The sequence below is a fragment of the Sphingorhabdus sp. genome (assembly GCF_044374345.1).
GTDB lineage: Bacteria > Pseudomonadota > Alphaproteobacteria > Sphingomonadales > Sphingomonadaceae > Sphingorhabdus_B.
The window spans coordinates 1-16698 of sequence record NZ_JBILOS010000014.1 but is presented as its reverse complement, the minus strand read 5'-3'; the positions used below and the strand labels follow the sequence as shown (position 1 = coordinate 16698).

15 protein-coding genes, 1 tRNA gene and 1 pseudogene are annotated in these 16698 nt (G+C 54.8%); 6 read left to right on the top strand and 11 right to left on the bottom strand.

Annotated elements, in window-relative coordinates; all coding sequences use genetic code 11:
* Positions 1-78 precede the first annotated feature (78 nt).
* Both ACIQ5B_RS02650 and ACIQ5B_RS02645 read left to right on the top strand, forming a co-directional pair.
* Positions 79-1614, top strand: a complete 1536-nt coding sequence (locus ACIQ5B_RS02650) for a class I SAM-dependent methyltransferase (RefSeq protein ID WP_397597665.1) — start codon at positions 79-81, stop codon at positions 1612-1614.
* Between the two features lie 72 nt (positions 1615-1686).
* A complete protein-coding gene (locus ACIQ5B_RS02645; protein WP_397597664.1) occupies positions 1687-1962 on the top strand; it encodes a helix-turn-helix transcriptional regulator in 276 nt (91 codons plus the stop codon).
* A gap of 271 nt (positions 1963-2233) precedes the next feature.
* On the opposite strand, the gene ACIQ5B_RS02640 is transcribed toward ACIQ5B_RS02645, so the two are convergent.
* From ACIQ5B_RS02640 to ACIQ5B_RS02620, 5 genes are all read right to left on the bottom strand, one after another.
* Positions 2234-2458, bottom strand: a complete 225-nt coding sequence (locus tag ACIQ5B_RS02640) for a hypothetical protein (protein ID WP_397597663.1) — start codon at positions 2456-2458, stop codon at positions 2234-2236.
* 212 nt (positions 2459-2670) lie between these two features.
* A complete protein-coding gene (locus ACIQ5B_RS02635) occupies positions 2671-2946 on the bottom strand; it encodes a multiprotein-bridging factor 1 family protein (RefSeq protein WP_397597662.1) in 276 nt (91 codons plus the stop codon).
* Positions 2947-3087: 141 nt separating this feature from the next.
* On the bottom strand, positions 3088-4014 hold the full coding sequence (locus tag ACIQ5B_RS02630) for a calcium-binding protein (RefSeq protein WP_397597661.1): 927 nt from the start codon (positions 4012-4014) through the stop codon (positions 3088-3090).
* Between the two features lie 207 nt (positions 4015-4221).
* A complete protein-coding gene (locus ACIQ5B_RS02625) occupies positions 4222-7446 on the bottom strand; it encodes a beta strand repeat-containing protein (protein ID WP_397597660.1) in 3225 nt (1074 codons plus the stop codon).
* 226 nt (positions 7447-7672) lie between these two features.
* Positions 7673-7852 (bottom strand): helix-turn-helix transcriptional regulator, encoded by a 180-nt coding sequence (locus tag ACIQ5B_RS02620; protein ID WP_397597659.1) that lies wholly within the window; start codon positions 7850-7852, stop codon positions 7673-7675.
* A gap of 111 nt (positions 7853-7963) precedes the next feature.
* On the opposite strand from ACIQ5B_RS02620, the gene ACIQ5B_RS02615 reads away from it, so the two are divergent.
* Positions 7964-9142: a tyrosine-type recombinase/integrase gene (locus ACIQ5B_RS02615; RefSeq protein ID WP_397597658.1), complete on the top strand. Its 1179-nt coding sequence runs from the start codon at positions 7964-7966 to the stop codon at positions 9140-9142.
* Between the two features lie 182 nt (positions 9143-9324).
* Here the strand turns inward: ACIQ5B_RS02615 and ACIQ5B_RS02610 are convergent.
* Both ACIQ5B_RS02610 and cpdR read right to left on the bottom strand, forming a co-directional pair.
* Positions 9325-9399, bottom strand: a tRNA-Val gene (locus ACIQ5B_RS02610).
* Between the two features lie 43 nt (positions 9400-9442).
* Positions 9443-9820: a cell cycle two-component system response regulator CpdR gene (gene cpdR / locus ACIQ5B_RS02605; protein ID WP_397597657.1), complete on the bottom strand. Its 378-nt coding sequence runs from the start codon at positions 9818-9820 to the stop codon at positions 9443-9445.
* A 180-nt stretch (positions 9821-10000) separates the two neighbouring features.
* On the opposite strand from cpdR, the gene ACIQ5B_RS02600 reads away from it, so the two are divergent.
* Positions 10001-10822 (top strand): N-formylglutamate amidohydrolase, encoded by an 822-nt coding sequence (locus tag ACIQ5B_RS02600; RefSeq protein WP_397597656.1) that lies wholly within the window; start codon positions 10001-10003, stop codon positions 10820-10822.
* Between the two features lie 257 nt (positions 10823-11079).
* Here the strand turns inward: ACIQ5B_RS02600 and ACIQ5B_RS02595 are convergent, their stop codons facing one another.
* The 3 genes from ACIQ5B_RS02595 to ACIQ5B_RS02585 all read right to left on the bottom strand — a co-directional run bounded on the left by ACIQ5B_RS02595 (position 11080) and on the right by ACIQ5B_RS02585 (position 13924).
* Positions 11080-11604, bottom strand: a complete 525-nt coding sequence (locus ACIQ5B_RS02595; protein ID WP_397597655.1) for a cytochrome b — start codon at positions 11602-11604, stop codon at positions 11080-11082.
* Positions 11605-11652: 48 nt separating this feature from the next.
* Positions 11653-12432, bottom strand: coding sequence for a SapC family protein (locus tag ACIQ5B_RS02590; protein WP_397597654.1), 780 nt, complete (start codon positions 12430-12432; stop codon positions 11653-11655).
* Positions 12433-12496: 64 nt separating this feature from the next.
* The gene (locus tag ACIQ5B_RS02585; RefSeq protein WP_397597653.1) at positions 12497-13924 is read right to left on the bottom strand and encodes an FAD-binding oxidoreductase; all 1428 of its coding nucleotides are present in this window, start codon (positions 13922-13924) and stop codon (positions 12497-12499) included.
* A gap of 151 nt (positions 13925-14075) precedes the next feature.
* Here ACIQ5B_RS02585 and ACIQ5B_RS02580 point away from each other — a divergent pair, with 151 nt between their 5' ends.
* Together ACIQ5B_RS02580 and ACIQ5B_RS02575 are read left to right on the top strand one after the other, a co-directional pair.
* Positions 14076-14531, top strand: a complete 456-nt coding sequence (locus ACIQ5B_RS02580) for a hypothetical protein (RefSeq protein ID WP_397597652.1) — start codon at positions 14076-14078, stop codon at positions 14529-14531.
* Positions 14532-14646: 115 nt separating this feature from the next.
* Entirely contained in the window at positions 14647-16032 is a 1386-nt protein-coding gene (locus ACIQ5B_RS02575) for a DEAD/DEAH box helicase (protein ID WP_397597677.1), read from the top strand.
* 214 nt (positions 16033-16246) lie between these two features.
* On the opposite strand, the pseudogene ACIQ5B_RS02570 reads toward ACIQ5B_RS02575, so the two are convergent.
* Positions 16247-16698: pseudogene (locus ACIQ5B_RS02570) on the bottom strand (TonB-dependent receptor); the annotation flags it as partial.

Here is a 16698-nt window from a genome sequence, read left to right as displayed (position 1 = left end):
TTTATAAAGACTACACAAAAACTTGGCCCGTCCTTCTCAGTCTGAAGGGCGGGCCTATTTTGTAATGAGGACCGCCCCATGACCGATTGGACCCACGGCTATGTTGCCGACATTGGGTATACCTATGGCTATTACACGGAACTAAACCCGGTCCGGGTCCAACTGGCGTTCCTTAACGCTGGGCTGGTGCCGCCCAAGGCGGGGACCGCTTGTGAACTTGGTTTTGGCCAAGGTTTAAGCGCCAACATCCATGCGGCGGCCTCAATCACCGAATGGTACGGCACAGACTTTAATCCGGCGCAGGCGGGCTTTGCTCGGGAGCTGGCCGAAATCAGCGGCGCTAATGCGCATTTGTTTGATCAGGCGTTTGACGCCTTCTGCACCCGCGATGATTTGCCCGAGTTCGATTATATCGGCCTGCACGGCATCTGGAGCTGGATTTCCGATGCGAACCGCGCGGTCATTGTGGACTTTGTCCGCCGCAAGCTGAAGGTCGGCGGAGTACTATATATCAGCTACAACACACAGCCCGGTTGGGCAGCCATGGTGCCGATGCGTGACCTTATGGCGCTCCACGCTCAGACTATGGGAGCGGAAGGAACTGGCATTGTCAGCCGCATTGATAATGCGCTTGGCTTTATGGATCAGATGCTAGCCGCCAATCCCATCTTTGCGCGTGCCAACCCGCAGGCAGTCGAACGCTTTTCTAAGATTAAAGATCAGAACCGCCATTATGTGGCGCATGAATATTTCAACCGCGATTGGAAGCCGATGTCCTTTGCGGACATGGCGGACTGGATGGCGCCTGCAAAGGTACAATGGGCAGCCTCAGCCAACTATGCCGATGCTGTGGATGCCATCAACCTATCGCCGGAACAGCAGAACCTGCTCGCCTCCATTCCCGACCCTGTGTTCCGTCAGAGCGTGCGTGATTTCTGTGTGAACCAGCAGTTCCGCAAGGATTATTGGGTTAAAGGCGCACGCACGATGACGCCGCTTGATCAGGCAGAAGCGCTGCGTGCCCAGCGGATTATCCTCACGACCCCGCGCGCCGATGCCGGCCTGAAGGTTACCGGCAGTCTGGGTGAGGCTAAGCTCCACGAAAATGTCTACGTCCCCATACTTGATGCATTGGCTGATCATAAGGTGAAGTCGCTCGCGCAGCTCGAGGCAGAGCTTGCCGGAAAGTCGATCAGCTTTGCCCAGCTGCAGCAGGCCATCATCATGCTTGTTGCGATTGGTTATGTCATGCCTGTGCAGGAAGACGCCGTGGCGAATAAGGCGCTTAAAGTTAGCGCGGCACTCAATGCCCAGCTGCTGCAGTGCGCCCGTTCCATGACGGATCTGTCCTATCTTGCCAGCCCCGTTGTTGGCGGCGCGGTGCAGTGTGGGCGGATGCCGCAGCTGTTCCTGCTTGCGATGAAGGACGGCCACAAGCAGCCCGCCGACTGGGCCCGCTACGCTTGGGGCATCTTGTCCATGCAGAACCAGCGACTGTTGAAGGATGGCAAGGCGTTAGAAACCCCAGAGGAAAATCTGGCTGACCTCAATGCACAGGCAGAAGCCTTTGCGGCAAAGCAGCTGCCGATCCTGAAGGCCCTAAAGATCGTCTGATGGGGCTAAGTTTTCGTAGCCGTTGTTCCAAGGAAAGCCCTATGCCCCAGATCATCATCGGCGAGCCAAGCTATGGTTAAAAACATCCCCTCTCGCCTTATCTACGCCGCCCAGATCAGGGGTGCGCGTGGCCTGCTGAACTGGTCGCAAGGGGAGTTGGCAGAGCATGCTGGAGTATCGAAGCAGTCAGTCACCCGCATAGAGAAGGGCACGATGGATCCCCGCTTCTCGACAATGACAGCATTGAATGAGGCCATACGCGGGGCCGGTGTGGAGATGGCCGAGGACGTTAACGGCACAGTGCGGCTTACGGTCTCTCGGGATAAGCTATTGGCGCCGTTTGCTTAGCAGCGCTGTTGGACATTTAGATGGGGCTTTCCATCCTGAGGGGGTGTCTGAAAGGATAGCAGTCCTAATATCCCAAACTGAAGGCGGGCCTTTTCGAGATTTATGGGTGGGTGGGCCTCAACACATGGGATCGAATTAAAGTACGCTGGGTGCATGCCGTTTCGTATCTGGGGCACCAGCCTAGCGAGCCCAAACTCTGTTGTTTGGGCAAATAAAATGCACCCACCCCGCTCTTACAGGACGGGCTCAGGTTGATTCAATCAGTTGGCCGTCAGTTTGGCCACTGGATCTTTTCAGAGCCTGTTGCCTCATTAAGAGGCAGTAACTCCTGAAGCGCCCTGCTATACCCAATGCGCGCGGTCTGCAGGATGGCCATCTCTTCCTGAACCATAGCAATTCGGCGATCTACCGCCTGCATGCTGCCCAGCTGCGCCTTCGCATCATCGGACAGGCTGTCGAGATCGTATACGAGTCCGTCGATAGTGATGGTGGTCATGATGCTTCCTATACAGAAAACGGCCCACCTCGGATGACAAGTGCAGACCGTTAGTAATTTTGAATAATGAAACCTGAAAACTCAGGGAATGAGAATACTAATTTAAGCGAAGTCCAACGTCAAGCCATCCCCTGCAAACCATATCGCAGCTCTAGCGTCAGCTGATGCTTCCCCGTCAGGGAACTATCACCCATTACCGACCAGCACCATTGCTAGGCAAAGGGTGGCAGGAGCTTCACCCTAGAGACCGTAAGCCGCACTGTGCCGTTAATGTCCTCGGCCATCTCCACACCGGCTGAGCGTGTAGCTTCATTCAATGCTGTCATGGTCGAGAAGCGGGGATCCGTAGTGCCTATCTCTATCCGGGTGACGGATTGCTTCGATACTCCAGCACGCACTGCCAACTCTCCTTGCGACCAGTTCAGCAGGCCACGCGCTGCCCTAATCTGGGCGGCGTAGATGAGGCGCGAGGGGATGTTTTTAGTCATAACTTGGCTCGCCGATGATGATTGGGGGCTTAGGGTGGGTTGTAAAAAACAAGCCCGCCCTTCGAAGAGAGCGGGTCAAATTTATCGCAGCGTTTATCAAGTTCCCGGGCCGTAAATGGTGGGCCTTGGGGAACTGATATGTCACACAATGGTTACGTAAAAATCAGCAGCTGTTAACTGAGCCGCGACCGCCGGGCTAACATTTGCGATTATCACGGGTGCAATCTGAGCGTTGCTTCCGTCGGCATCAAAGTAAATACTGCCTGTCTTGGTATCAACGATGATGCGATCGTCGGTATCACGACCCTTCACAGCGCCAGAAGCTGCCCAAAACTCGTTAGTCGTCAGTGCACGATTAGGTGTGCCCAACCCAGCAAAAGCCCGACTTCCAATGTGGATCTTGTCGATGCCAACTTCAAAGTCGATGATAGTGTCTGCATTCGCTGCACCATTGACATTAAGGACGAAAATGTCGCGGCCGGGACCGCCCGTCAGGCGATCTGAACCAGATCCACCATCAAGAGTATCATTGCCAGCGCCACCATCCAACGTGTCGTTTCCACCGAGACCGCTTATTGTGTCATTGCCGCCAAGGCCTTCGATCCGGTTGGCCAGTCCATCGCCGGATAAAACGTTATTTCGTTCATCGCCTCGGGCGTTTTCAATATTCTTAGAATATGTTCCGGAGAGCGAAAGGTTGGGATGTGAGCCGCTGGTCAACAACCAATCTATGCCGGCTCCCCCGTCATAGCCGTTGGAATCCCCACGGAAATACAGCAGGTCGTTTCCGGCATCGCCAAACGCTAGTTCTTTAAAAGAACTATTATTAGTTTCAACGTCGATGATGTCGTCGCCATTGCCGCCCATCAACCGATCAGCGCCATTACCTCCAAACAGCTTATCATTCCCATCACCGCCATCGATATAATCCTGCACTGAACTTCCGTAAATGACGTCATCTCCGGCATACCCGTGCAGAGAGCCAGTAGTGCCAAGGCCATAGATGACATCAGCCTGTAGGGTGCCGTAAATGTTCCCCGACTTTGACGTAGCTCTGAGAATAGCCATAATGAACCTCCAAAAAAGTGCCCGTTGATTGTCGTTGAGAAGTGAACCGGGTGATCATACCCCGCGTAGCGACGTTTTCGAGCAGGGTGCTAGGCAGAGGGTGGGTTCTAAAAAACAGGCCCGCCCTTCGTGGTGAAGAACGGGCCAGTTTGTGTAGTTTAGATCCCTGGGCCGAAAGAGGATCCGGCCCAGGGGGTTTGTTAATTATTAGACGATCGTCAAAGCACCAGCCGTTGCACCGTAAAGTGCAGTGCTGAAATCAAACGCTCCATCAAACTTAACGATGATATCGTCGGCTTGAACACCAGTTGTATCTGAGCTGCCGTTAACAGCGTCGTACAGGACGTAGGTATTGCCGCCGTAGACTGTCCAAGCGACCTTAGATGCCGAGTTTGCAAGAGCATTCAGAGCATCCAGCAGGGATGTAGCTGCACCAACGCTCGTGGCAGCACCGAGGGCAACCGCGGAACCAGCGGTAGTCGCTGCCTCGAAGTCAATGGTATCGCCCTTTGCAACGTCCGTGATCGTTACAAGTCGACCTGTCGCTTCACCAAGGGTAGCAGCAAAGGGTGCTGTGGTGTCTGCAAGTGTGTCAACCTTAGAAGCAGCAACCGTCACGGTGTCCTTACCAGCGCCCAACGTCAGCGAGACTGCAAATGCAGCAGTAGTAACGCTGTCGTCACCCGCACCAAGATTAACCGTGTCAACATTTGCCGCCAAAGTAACTGCATCATTGCCGCTACCGGTCTTGAGGACAAGACCTTCAACGTTATCAGCTACAACGTTGCCTGTGTTGATCGTGATTGCGCCTGTAGCCGCTGAACCATCAATAAGCTTGACAGCACCACCGCCTGCGGAAGCATTTGTACCGTTTGTGCCAGCAAAGCCCAAGAACAAGCGCATATCGCCATTGATCGTGACTGTCTTCAAGTTAGCCGAAGTCAGATCAATAAAGTTGTCAGCGAAGCCACTAGCCTTGCCCGAATTGATCGTAACATTCTCAACACCTTGAACTACAAGCGTACCGGCATCAACATCGGTTGGATTGGCCGAAGCCGTAACATCGCCCTTGGCGGCGAAGTTGACGGTATAGCTGTCGCTCGTGCCAGCAACCTGAGAGGCTGCGAACTGCAACGTTGTCGAGCTAGAACCGACATTTGTAACAACGTTCAAAGACTGAGCAGTGTCGACATTGGTGTAGGTTGCGCCCTGCGCGAATAAGACCAGACCTGCGGCACCGGCAAGAAGGTCGGTATCGTAAGTATCACCCGAAGCCTTATCGAGACCAAGCAATTCAAAGCCTGTGATCTGGGCAGCGTTACCAGCGTTAAGTAACGAAGCGGCAATGGTGTCAGTACCGCTTCCGCCGTTAACTGCAGAACCGGATGCAATCGAACCGCTGCCGTTGCTGAGCAATAAGTCATTACCAGCGCCAAGGTTGATAGTATTCGCGATTGCAGCACCCAAAGCGCTGGTACCGCTCTTCATAATGCCGGCGAGTGTTACAGTATCTGAACCAGCGCTACCGGTATAGGCGAAGCCGCGATCAGAGGCACCGCCCGAGATGGTTGCGCCAAGAGTAGCGGAAGCCGAACCCCCTGCGTTGCTCATGTCTACCGAAGTAACCTTCGCATAACCTGTCACCGTACCGAGGCTTACTGCACCGGTTGCGGATGAAGTAATCGTCGTCAACGCAGTCAGCGTTGATGAGCTGCCCAAAGTCACGTCATTAGCACCCGAGAACTCAAGCGAAGTCGCTCGCGCCGTTGTCAAAGTAACAGTCGAACCTTGATTGACCGCTACCAAAGTAGAACCGACCGACTGACGACCCGAGCCAGCAGCGCCACCAACGGAGACCGAAGTCGCATTGGCATGAGCAAGCGTAACCGTCGAGTTGGCAACATTCAGAGCGATGCCACCTGTGTTGGCACCAGTATTGCTCGTGACAGTGATAGTGCTTGACGTGTCTACAGCCGAGATCGCTGCAATGGCATCAGACTTGATCGCCGTTGTGCTTGTAACACCGGTCAGATTGACAGTTGCGAGCTTAGAAACGCCTGGCAGAGCATCCGCAAGGGTCGAAGCCTTGGTCAGCGTCGTCTGAATGTCGGTGAGGCTCACAACGCCGGCACCAGTCACGGAGGCAGTCGTGCCACCATTCATGAATACCTTCACTTCACCTGTACCATAAGCCACATTGGTCAACCCATTGGTGCCGGTGTAAGTGGTGCGAGCCGAAACAGTGACATCGCCTGTTGGCGCCGAGGAGAGGTTGCCAATGACCTGCGCGCCGGTGATAGCATTGCTCGTCACAGCGCCGTTGGAATTGCCAGTTGCAGAGCCAGGATTAGCACCGATCTGCACCGAAGTGGCGTTTGTACCGCCAGACGCGACCGCAGTACGGGTTGAGTTCAAAGCAGCACCGACTTCGGTAACGCTTACAGTGGTTCCACCGCGAACGAACACACCAGCAGCTTCAGACCAACCAGCCGTAGAAGAAGGGGCCAGAAGGGTTGACGGGGCAAAACCGAGAACATTAACGCTCACTTGGCCCGTGCTGCCAGAAACCTGCACACTATCATAGGTCGTTACTGCCTGGCTTGCGCCACCCGACAAGACAACCGCGCCACCGGCAGAAACCGTAGTAGCGGCAGTAGAGACGCTGGAGACGTTTGCGGTGGTTGCCGCGGTAATGGAAACCTCGGTCGCCCCGGTCATAGCCGAGAATGTAGATGAGGCAACCGCATCAGCAGCCTTCTGGTTGGCTTGCAGAGTTGTCCGGAAGACATCACTTGAGCTTGTTGGTGTGGTCGAGAAAGTGCTGTTAGCACTCGAGCCAGCAGCAATGGAAATCGAAGGCAATGCAACGCCAGCGACAGCCGCAGTGACTGTAAGAATATCGCCACCCGCATTTACACTGGTCCACAACTGTGAGTTAGTAGTGGAAGTGCCATTAGCATCGTCAAGGATTTTCTCAATTGCGGATGCGATTTCAGTAACTGTAACTGCTGAGGCCGCACCCGTGATTATTGTCTCTACTCCACCTACGGTTACCTTAACGGTACCCGAACCAGTAGTGACGCCAGCTAAACTAAAGTCATACTGCACTGACTGCTTGGCAGCAATCGTCGCAGCGGCAGCAACCTGACCAACCGATCCGGCGGTGCTTTCTACATTGAGAACTTCGATGCCTGCGTGAGAGCCCGAACGCGCAGTGATGCTCGCAGTATCACGGATGTTCAGCGTGTCCTTACCAGCACCGCCATCGATAGCGTCCAATGACTGCATTGTTGCCATATTAGCGTTAAACACGTCATCAGTTGCGCCACCGGTGAAATCGGCAACATTATCCACACCAGTAGTAAGTGGACGATTTGAAGGGCCTTTAAGTAACCAAATTTCCAGCATTTTATCACTGTAAGCTTCAGGCAAGCTGCTTTTCCGAGCCAAATCCGAGTTTGGAATACCCCATGATGTTGGGTTTCTGGATCTAGGTCGCAAATATACCGGAATTCAGGCGTTCTGGGTAGGTTCGGGTTCCGAGATATTTCCGAGCAGCGCTCTAGGCGGAGGTTGGCAGGAGCTTCTCCCGAGAGACCGTAAGCCGCACCGTGCCGTTAATGTCCTCGGCCATCTCCACGCCGGTTGAGCTTATAGCTTAATTCAATGCTGTCATTGTCGACAAGCGGGGATCCATCGTGCCTTTCTCTATCCGGGTGACGGATTGCTTCGATACTCCAGCACGCTCTGCCAACGCCCCTTTCGACCAGTTTAGCAGACCACGCGCAGCCCTGATCTGGGCGGCGTAGATAGCGCGACAAGGAGCATTTTTGACCATATTAGATTTATACCGCCAGTATTAAGTTTTTATAAGGAGCCAAAGGATTGTAATTATATCTTTGATGACTATTTTTGTGACAATAATAATGCTTTTTTGACCAGGAACCCGATGCCACATGCTAATCTAACATCAAAGTTTGTTTTGAGCGCTGTATGTCCGGTCGGAAAATCAAAGATCGAGTATGTTGACACGAACCTTGAAGGGTTTTTCATCGAGGTCCACATTTCTGGAACTAAGACATTTTATCAACGCTACATCGACGGCCATAATCGCCAACGCCAGATCAAGATCGGACGTACAAACGTTTTGACCGTTGCAGACGCGCGTAAGCGGGCCATTCAGATCAAAGCAGATGTGTCCCTTGGCAATGACCCCAAGCAGGCCAAAAACGCGCTAAGGACTATTCCCACCCTCAATGAGTTCTTCCATCAGCGATACCTGCCATATGTGAAGCAGAGCAAGCGAAGCTGGAAGACAGATGAGGCTGTCATGAGACTACACCTTCTTCCCGCAATGGGAAAATTTTATCTCGACGAGATTACGGCGCAGATGGTCGTCAAAATGATGACGGATATGCGGGCCGGGGGTTACGCCAGCGGGACCTGCAACCGACCCGTTATCTTCCTGCGCTACATGTTCAATCTGGCGAGTGATTGGGGCATACCCGGTTTGGAACGCAACCCAGCGAAGAAGGTGCCGCTGTTTGAGGAGATCCCGCGCCAACGGTTTCTATCTCCGTTTGAGATGCGCGCCTTGATAAATGCATTGAAGAACGACGAGAATGTCCAAGCTGCAAAGGCGATTGAGCTTCTGTTGCTGACAGGCGCCCGCCGTAATGAGATAACGCAGGCCCGCTGGGAGCATATTAACCTTCAGCAGAAGACCATGCTCGTCCCGCTATCCAAGTCAGGGAAGCCTCGAACAATCGCGCTGAACAAGGCCGCATGCCATCTGATTGGCAAGCTGCCAAGTCATGGAGAAAGCCCGTGGCTTTTCCCAAGCCCGATAACAGGCAGGCCGAGCCCTGCGCTCTACTACCCTTGGGTGCGCATTCGAAAGCGGGCCGGCCTGACAAATTTGCGGCTGCACGATCTGCGGCATTCTTACGCCAGCAATCTCGTGAATGGCGGCGTCAGTCTTTATGTGGTGCAGCAGCTTCTGGGACATACCAATCCACGCACGACGCAGCGTTATGCGCACCTTGAGCAGGAGACCCTTGTCAAAGCTGCTGAGGTGGCTGCCGAGACGCTTAAACGCGCCGTCGATCAGCGGCAGACCTCGCTCTAGGTCCCGCGATGTTGATCGATACGGGATGAAGCCTATCCCGCTCGCCACGCAGCGGTTGCGGCCAAAGTGACGGATGATGCGGATTGGCTTCCAGCATCAAGTCTGCGCCATTGCTGCCGAAGGGGAGCATCCTGCGAAATTAAAAAACCCCGCCGTTCCATTCGGACGGCGGGGTTTTTAAATGGTGGGCGTAGCAAGGTTTGAACTTGCGACCCCTGCAATGTCAATGCAGTGCTCTACCGCTGAGCTATACGCCCATTATGCCGCAGCCTCTAGCTGGGCTTTTGCTATCATTCAAGCCTATTTCAGCTCGCCAAAACTTTCCTTGGAAAACAGCCGTTCGACTTCAAGGACAAGGTCTTTCAAATGGAAGGGTTTGGACAGTATTTTGGCGCTTGGCATGGACGCGCTCGCGCGCAGTGCCACGGCCGAAAAGCCGGTGATAAACATGACCTCCGTGTCCGGTGACACGCGGTTACAGTGGCGCGCGAGTTCAATGCCGTCCATTTCCGGCATCACAATATCGGTGAGCAGCAGCCCGAAATGTTCTTGTTCCAACAAGGGCGCTGCCGCTGTGCCGCGGTCGACCGCGACCACATCATAGCCCGACCGTTCCAGTGCGCGCGCGAGATATTCGCGCATGGCCTGTTCATCTTCGGCGAGCAGAATGCGGGTCATACATAATCCTTAAACATCTTTTGGGGCGCCAAATTGCGGTGCCGGCTGTATCTATAATTGCAGAGGCTTAATTTTTTTTCACCATTTTGCGCAAAACCTGCCAACAACATATTTTAGTCTCATAAAGAGGGCGCGTTGGACATATCGGCATCCGGATTTGCAATGTGGGGAACGGACAATATGTCCGTGCCTGTGCTGCTGTCTGTGCCGCACGCCGGGCGCGATTACCCAGCCGCTGTCATTGACGCGCTGCGCGTGCCGCCGGCATCGCTTGTCCGGCTTGAGGATCGCTATGCCGATCTATTGGTTCGCCGTTCGGTGCAGTTTGGCCATCCGGTCATCGTCGCCCACCGCGCACGCGCCTGGATCGACCTGAACCGCGATGAACAGGATATCGACGTTGAGATGGTCCAAGGCGCACAGCGTGCGGATTATCCCGCGCCCGGCGTGAAGCAGCGCGGCGGGCTTGGCCTTGTGCCGCGCCGATTGTCGGGCGAAGGCGATTTGTGGAAACGGCAGTTCACTTTAGACGATATCCATGACCGCATTGCGGCGCTGCATCGGCCCTATCATCTGGCCGTATCAACGGTGCTTGAAAATATGCGGCAAAAGTTCGGGGTCGCGATCCTGCTGGATGTGCACAGCATGCCGCCGCTCCAAAATCCGGCAACAGGCGCGGGGCCGCAATTTGTGATTGGCGACCGGTTCGGCAAAAGTGCAGCCTCGCAATATGCCGAATTGTTGATGTCCCGTTTGCAGGGGCACGGATTTACCGCTGCGCTCAACCACCCTTATGCCGGGGATTATATCCTGCGCCGCCATGCCAGGCCGCGTGCCAATATCCATGCGATCCAGTTGGAAGTGGACCGGTCGCTCTATCTTGATGCGGATTTGCGGCAGCCTGGGGCTGGCGTTGAACCGATGAAGTTATTGATAGCCGGATTGGTGGAGGCTTTGGCGGACGAGGCGCTTGGTTCCTCTGCGTTGATGGCCGCGGAATAAAGCCGAACGGTTTGCATAAAAAACCACCCCGGACTGCTCCGGGGTGGCCGAGGTTCAGGGAGCTGACGCCATTTAGGGCGTCATTGGACAGAAACGGGAGGGGAAGTCTCCGTCCAGAATCAAAAATGGGACCTGAGCATTGCAGTTTCAAGTCAGAGCAAAAATATTCTGCTCGCAATGTCGTTGAGGCGAGGCATGCGTGCGGGAAGTTGTTGCGCTGGCGATGTTGGCCGCGCGACAACGCCTTTACTAAGGGCTTATGGCCACATCCGTTGGATAAATGGCATTTTGTCGATGAACTGATGCTTCAAAGCGCCCAAAATATGCAAGCCGATGAGAATGATAAGCGGCGTGACCAATATCTCATGCCCCTCATGCCCGATGTCCGCCAGCATCGCGTTTTTGCCAACCGCCATATCGAGCGTGAACAGGCCAAAGAAATCAACGGGTGCAGCTTTGCCATTGGCGCCGATCATCAGCCAACCGGTCAGTGGCATGGCGATCATCAGGACGTAGAATAAAATATGGACGCACTGGCCGGCTTTGGCCTGCCAACCCGCGACCTTATCAGGCAGCGCAGGCGGACGGTGGGTCAGGCGCCATAAAATGCGGCCAATGGTCAGTATCAAAATGGAAATGCCAATCGCCTTATGCGGGCTCATATAGGCAGCGCGCGCGGCGCGGGGCAGATCTTCGCCCAAATTTGCCAACAATATGTTGGCACCGATCAATAAGGCAATCAGCCAGTGAAAAAGGATCGCAATTTTACTATATTTTGCCATGCCGTCACTTCCCCGATGGACAGTGACGGCATGCAGCATTTCGCCTGATTAGGCCGAAGGCAGTTCCGTCACTTGCGGTACCTTACCTTGTGCAACCTGAACTGCAAATATTTCCCGCATCAGCTGCAAAGAGAACAGATGTGCGTGGATGAGCGCAAGGATACCGTTCTGGTTCAGCTTGCGGACGGTGTCGCCACGCAATTCGCGCAGTTTGGCTTCGTCGATCATTTTGAAACCACGGTAGATGAATGGCTGTTCCTGACCTTCTTGCTGGATCGCTACTTCGCCGTCCATTAACAGGTCAAGCTTTTGCAGCTCTTCAACAAATGCGTGGGTTTGCGCACCGGCATTTTCAAATTCTTCACAGAATTTCAAAATCGCCTGTGTGTTTTCGCTTGGCTTGCCATCTTCGAACAAGGGCGTGCCTTCTTCGAATTCACCAACGGCGCCCGATGTGGGGTCAAAGCACAAGGACAGCTCTTCCGTGTCGGGACGCAGCTTAGCCAACAGGAATGGATAGCGGCGGACATATGCAGGGACGTAAACGGGGCGCTCGAAAAAGCCTTCCTCGTTCATGAAAGTGTTTACGCCTTCGTTCATGCCCATCAGCACCAGCGGAACAGGATTGTCTGTTGCGGAAAAAATGATGGGATAGGTGCGCGATGCAGGGACGAACTCTTCGATCGTCAACGGGATTGCATGCTGCCCTTCAAGGAACTTTGCATTTTCCAACAGGCGCGATTTCCACGTGACGTGATCGTTGCTGTTAAGCGGGATAAGGTCTTTGTACAGAAGCGGCAAATTTGCGGCTTGGGGCGCTGTGGCCATGTGAAACTCCAGTGCTTGTTATGGGGCAAAAATTTAATGCGGCGCTTTAGTCGGACAGCAGCCTTTACGCAAGTGGAACAAGCTTGCCGGGGTTCATAATGCCCAACGGATCGAACGCGCTTTTAATGGCCCGTAACGCCGAAAGCCGGGCAGGCTCGGAAAGCCGCGCGAATTCGTCGATTTTGGATTGGCCAATGCCATGTTCAGCCGACAATGAACCGCCATAAGCGCGCACGCGATCATAGACGTGCGACGTGATCGCCTTGCCATCTCCAGCATACCAAGCCGCGACATCGACGCCTTCGGGGGCTTTTACGTGGAAATGGATATTACCATCGCCCAAATGTCCAAAGGCCACGGTCTTGGTGCCGGGATAATCGGCCTCGATACGCGGCGATTCTTGCTCAATGAAGCGCGCCATAGCCGCAACCGGAACGCTGATATCATGTTGCAGCGCGGCACCCGCGGCACGTTCGGCCTCCGCAATCGAATCGCGAATTTTCCAAAAAGCTTCTGCCTGCACGTCGCTGCGCGCGATGGTCGCGTTTTCGAGCAAATTATGGCCGATGGCATCTTCAAGCAGATGCATGGCCAGCTCTCCGGGGCTGGACTGGGCAGGGTCGTCCTGCACAAATTCCATCAAAGCATGCCAGCGGTGTGTGCTGTCGAGCGGGGGCCGTGTGCCCGAAATATGCGTGAGCACGGCACCAAGCGCGCGCTGGGGAAGGATTTCAAAGCCCTCCAAACGATCGCGCCCATGTTTCTGCATGAACAGCAAAAGTTCATACGCCTGTTGCGGGCTATCGATGCCCGCCCACACGACGCAGCGGTCAATAAGCGCGGGCACGGTTTGCAGCACAGCCTTGGTCACCACGCCAATCGTGCCTTCGCCGCCAATCAGCAGTTGTTTCAGATCATAACCGCGATTGTCTTTTTTCAATGGCGCCATGGCGTCATAAATCGAGCCATCGGGCAGAACAGCCTCAAGACCCGCAACGAGCAAACGCATGGTGCCGTGCCGCAGCACTTGCGTGCCGCCCGCGTTGGTGGAAATCAGGCCGCCGACGGTTGCCGACCCCTTGCCCCCAAGCGTGAGCGGAAAGCGTCGCCCGGCCTTTGCGGCGGCTTCATGCAGGTTCTGCAAGATGACACCCGCTTCACAGCTTATCAGACCGCTATCTGCATCGATCGCGGTGATATTGTTCATCCGCCGCATCGACAGGATGAGTTGATCGCCGCTGCTATTGGGCGTGGCCCCGGCGACCATCCCGCTATTGCCGCCCTGTGGAACCAGTGACAGCCGATACTTCGCGGCAATCCGCACAATTGCGGCAACTTCTTGTGTGGTGGCCGGTGAAAGCAATGCGGCGGCGGCGCCCGTAAATCGGCCGCGCCAATCGGTCAGCCATGGGGATATAACGTCTTGATCATCCGAATAGCCTTTTGGCCCCAAAATAGAGCGAAGTTCGGATAAGGCGTTTACATCTGGCACGGCTTTTCCCAATATGTGCAAAGGTTCAGGGCATTTAATTCATGATACGTTCAACCCTATCGGGTAAAGTCAGCAGAACTTCAACTTCATACCGGAATGTTTCTTGCGCATAATTTTTGCCATAATCCTGCTTGCGGCCGGCCTGACGGCTGTGTCGCAAAAGGCTTGGGCCGATTTTAATGTCGACATGGCGGGCAATCCGTTCGCGCCGTTCGTCAAGTTAAAAACCGAATTTGGCCAAGTGCGTGTGGACCAACGCATTATCATTCGTTTGCCGAGCCCTGTATCAGCACCGGCGGCCGTCGGCGCGCAGCGGCAATCGGTCGCGAAGCTGCAATATAAAGAAAAGAAAATCGGCAAATGCCTGTGGGTCGACAGGCTGGGTGGTTCGCGCCCCGGACCCGACCGCACGCTTGACCTGTTGACCCGCGATGGCATCCTTATCCGCGCTTATTTGGGTGACGGTTGTCTGGCGCGGGAGTTTTATGCGGGCGCTTATATGGAGCGGTCATTGGACGGCAAATTATGCGTGGATCGGGATGTTTTGCATGCCCGGACCGGGGCAAAATGCGACATCGATAAATTCCGATTGCTGATACCGCGATAGCGCCGGGCGCATTTGGCCAATTACCTTGACATTTCTGCCCGCAGAGACCAATGGCGACCCTCGTCGCTATGGCTTTGGCACCGGTGGCACAGCATCTTCTTTTCCGGAACAACATATGCGTTTTGCCGATATCGGCTTGTCTGATGAATTATTGAGAGCCTTAAGTGAGGCTGGCTATGACGAGCCAACCCCTATTCAGGCCGCTGCTATCCCGCAGGTCCAGATGATGCGTGACATCATCGCAATCGCACAGACGGGCACGGGTAAAACCGCGAGCTTCGTTCTTCCGATGATCGATGTGCTGGCCAATGGCCGTGCGCGTGCGCGCATGCCGCGCAGCCTCATTCTCGAACCGACGCGCGAACTTGCCGCGCAGGTTGCGGAGAATTTCGAAAAATACGGCAAATATCACAAGCTATCGATGGCGCTGCTTATCGGCGGTGTTCAAATGGGCGACCAAGTGAAGGCGCTTGAAAAGGGCGTTGATGTTTTGATCGCGACGCCCGGACGGCTGATGGATTTGTTCGAGCGCGGTAAGATATTGCTGACGGGCTGCGAAATGCTCGTCATCGACGAAGCGGACCGTATGTTGGACATGGGCTTCATTCCCGACATCGAACATATCTGCACAAAGTTGCCGGCGACGCGTCAGACATTGCTGTTTTCGGCAACGATGCCGCCGCCGATTAAGAAGCTGGCGGACAAGTTTCTGTCGAACCCGAAATATATCGAAGTCGCGCGTCCCGCGACCGCCAATATCAATATCGAACAGTTTTTGGTGAACGTATCACCGATGAAAAAGCGCGATGTGTTGCGTGATCTATTGCGCACGGAAGATGTGTCCAACGCGATTATCTTCTGCAACCGCAAGACCACGGTGCGCGAATTGAACACCAGCCTGCAGCGCCATGGCATGCGTTCGGGCGAAATTCACGGCGACATTGATCAGGCGTCACGCCAGAAGCAATTGGAAGCGTTCAAGAACGGCGACATCAATCTGCTCGTCGCGTCCGACGTGGCCGCCCGCGGCCTGGACGTTAAGGGCGTAAGCCATGTGTTCAACTTTGACGCGCCATGGCACCCCGATGATTACGTCCACCGCATTGGCCGCACAGGCCGCGCCGGTGCCAAGGGCAAGGCATTTACCTTTGTCACCAAGGCCGATGAAGAAGCCATTGAAAACATCGAAAAGCTGATTGGCACCAAGATCGAACGTCTGGGTAAGATCGAAGCGCCATCGGGTGAACCCGAAGAGCGCGCACCCGCAAAGCGCGGCCGCAAGCCAACAAAGCCAAAAGCCAAGTCCGCACCCGCAGAAGCGGCGGCGCCATCGGAACCAAAGCCCGTACGCGAAAAAGCGGCGGCTAAGCCCGCCCGTGAAAAGGCAGCGCCAACGGGTGAAGCTAAGCCAACAGACAAGCCAAGCGCGGCGCCCGCGGGCGATGACGGATGGAACGGCCCCATGCCCGGCTTCCTGGGCGTTGGGTTTGGGACGTCTTAATTACGTTTTGCTATTCCCGTCACTCTGAACTTGTTTCAGAGTCTTACTTCTCGACGTCTATAATTAAGACCCTGGCACGCAGTCACCGCAGGTGAAACAAGTTCAGGGTGACGGTGCTGCTTTGCACCGCCCAGACACATAATGCGTTTCAACCCACCCAACAAAAAGGGCCCGCATCGCTGCAGGCCCTTTTTCGTTTAGGTTCGCGAAGTTCTTAGAACTTACCGCGCACTGTGATGCCATATGTCCGTGGCTCAGCCAGGAAGTGCGACATCAGCTGGCGACCACCGGGATATTGCCCATCGACAAATGGTGCCGAGGTTGCACCCGCCTGGAATGGCGAGTTGAACGCGACCTGCGCATAATCTTTATTGAAGATGTTCTGACCCCAAAGCTCAAAGCTCCAGGCTTCGTCAGGACCGCGAAGGCCGACACGCGCGTTAAATACCGCGAAACCATCTTGCTCTTTCTGCGGGAACAGGTCGGAACCGGTGTTGTAATCGCTGGTCATACGACCGTCGATATACACAAGGCCGCTCATGCCATTGCTGCCGATGTCCGGCGTCCATGTGACGCTTGACGTTGCAACCAGTTCTGGCGCGTTGGACAGATTGTCGCCCGGCAACTTGCGCAATGCAGGGTCAAGTGGTGCGCCGGTTTTGCTGC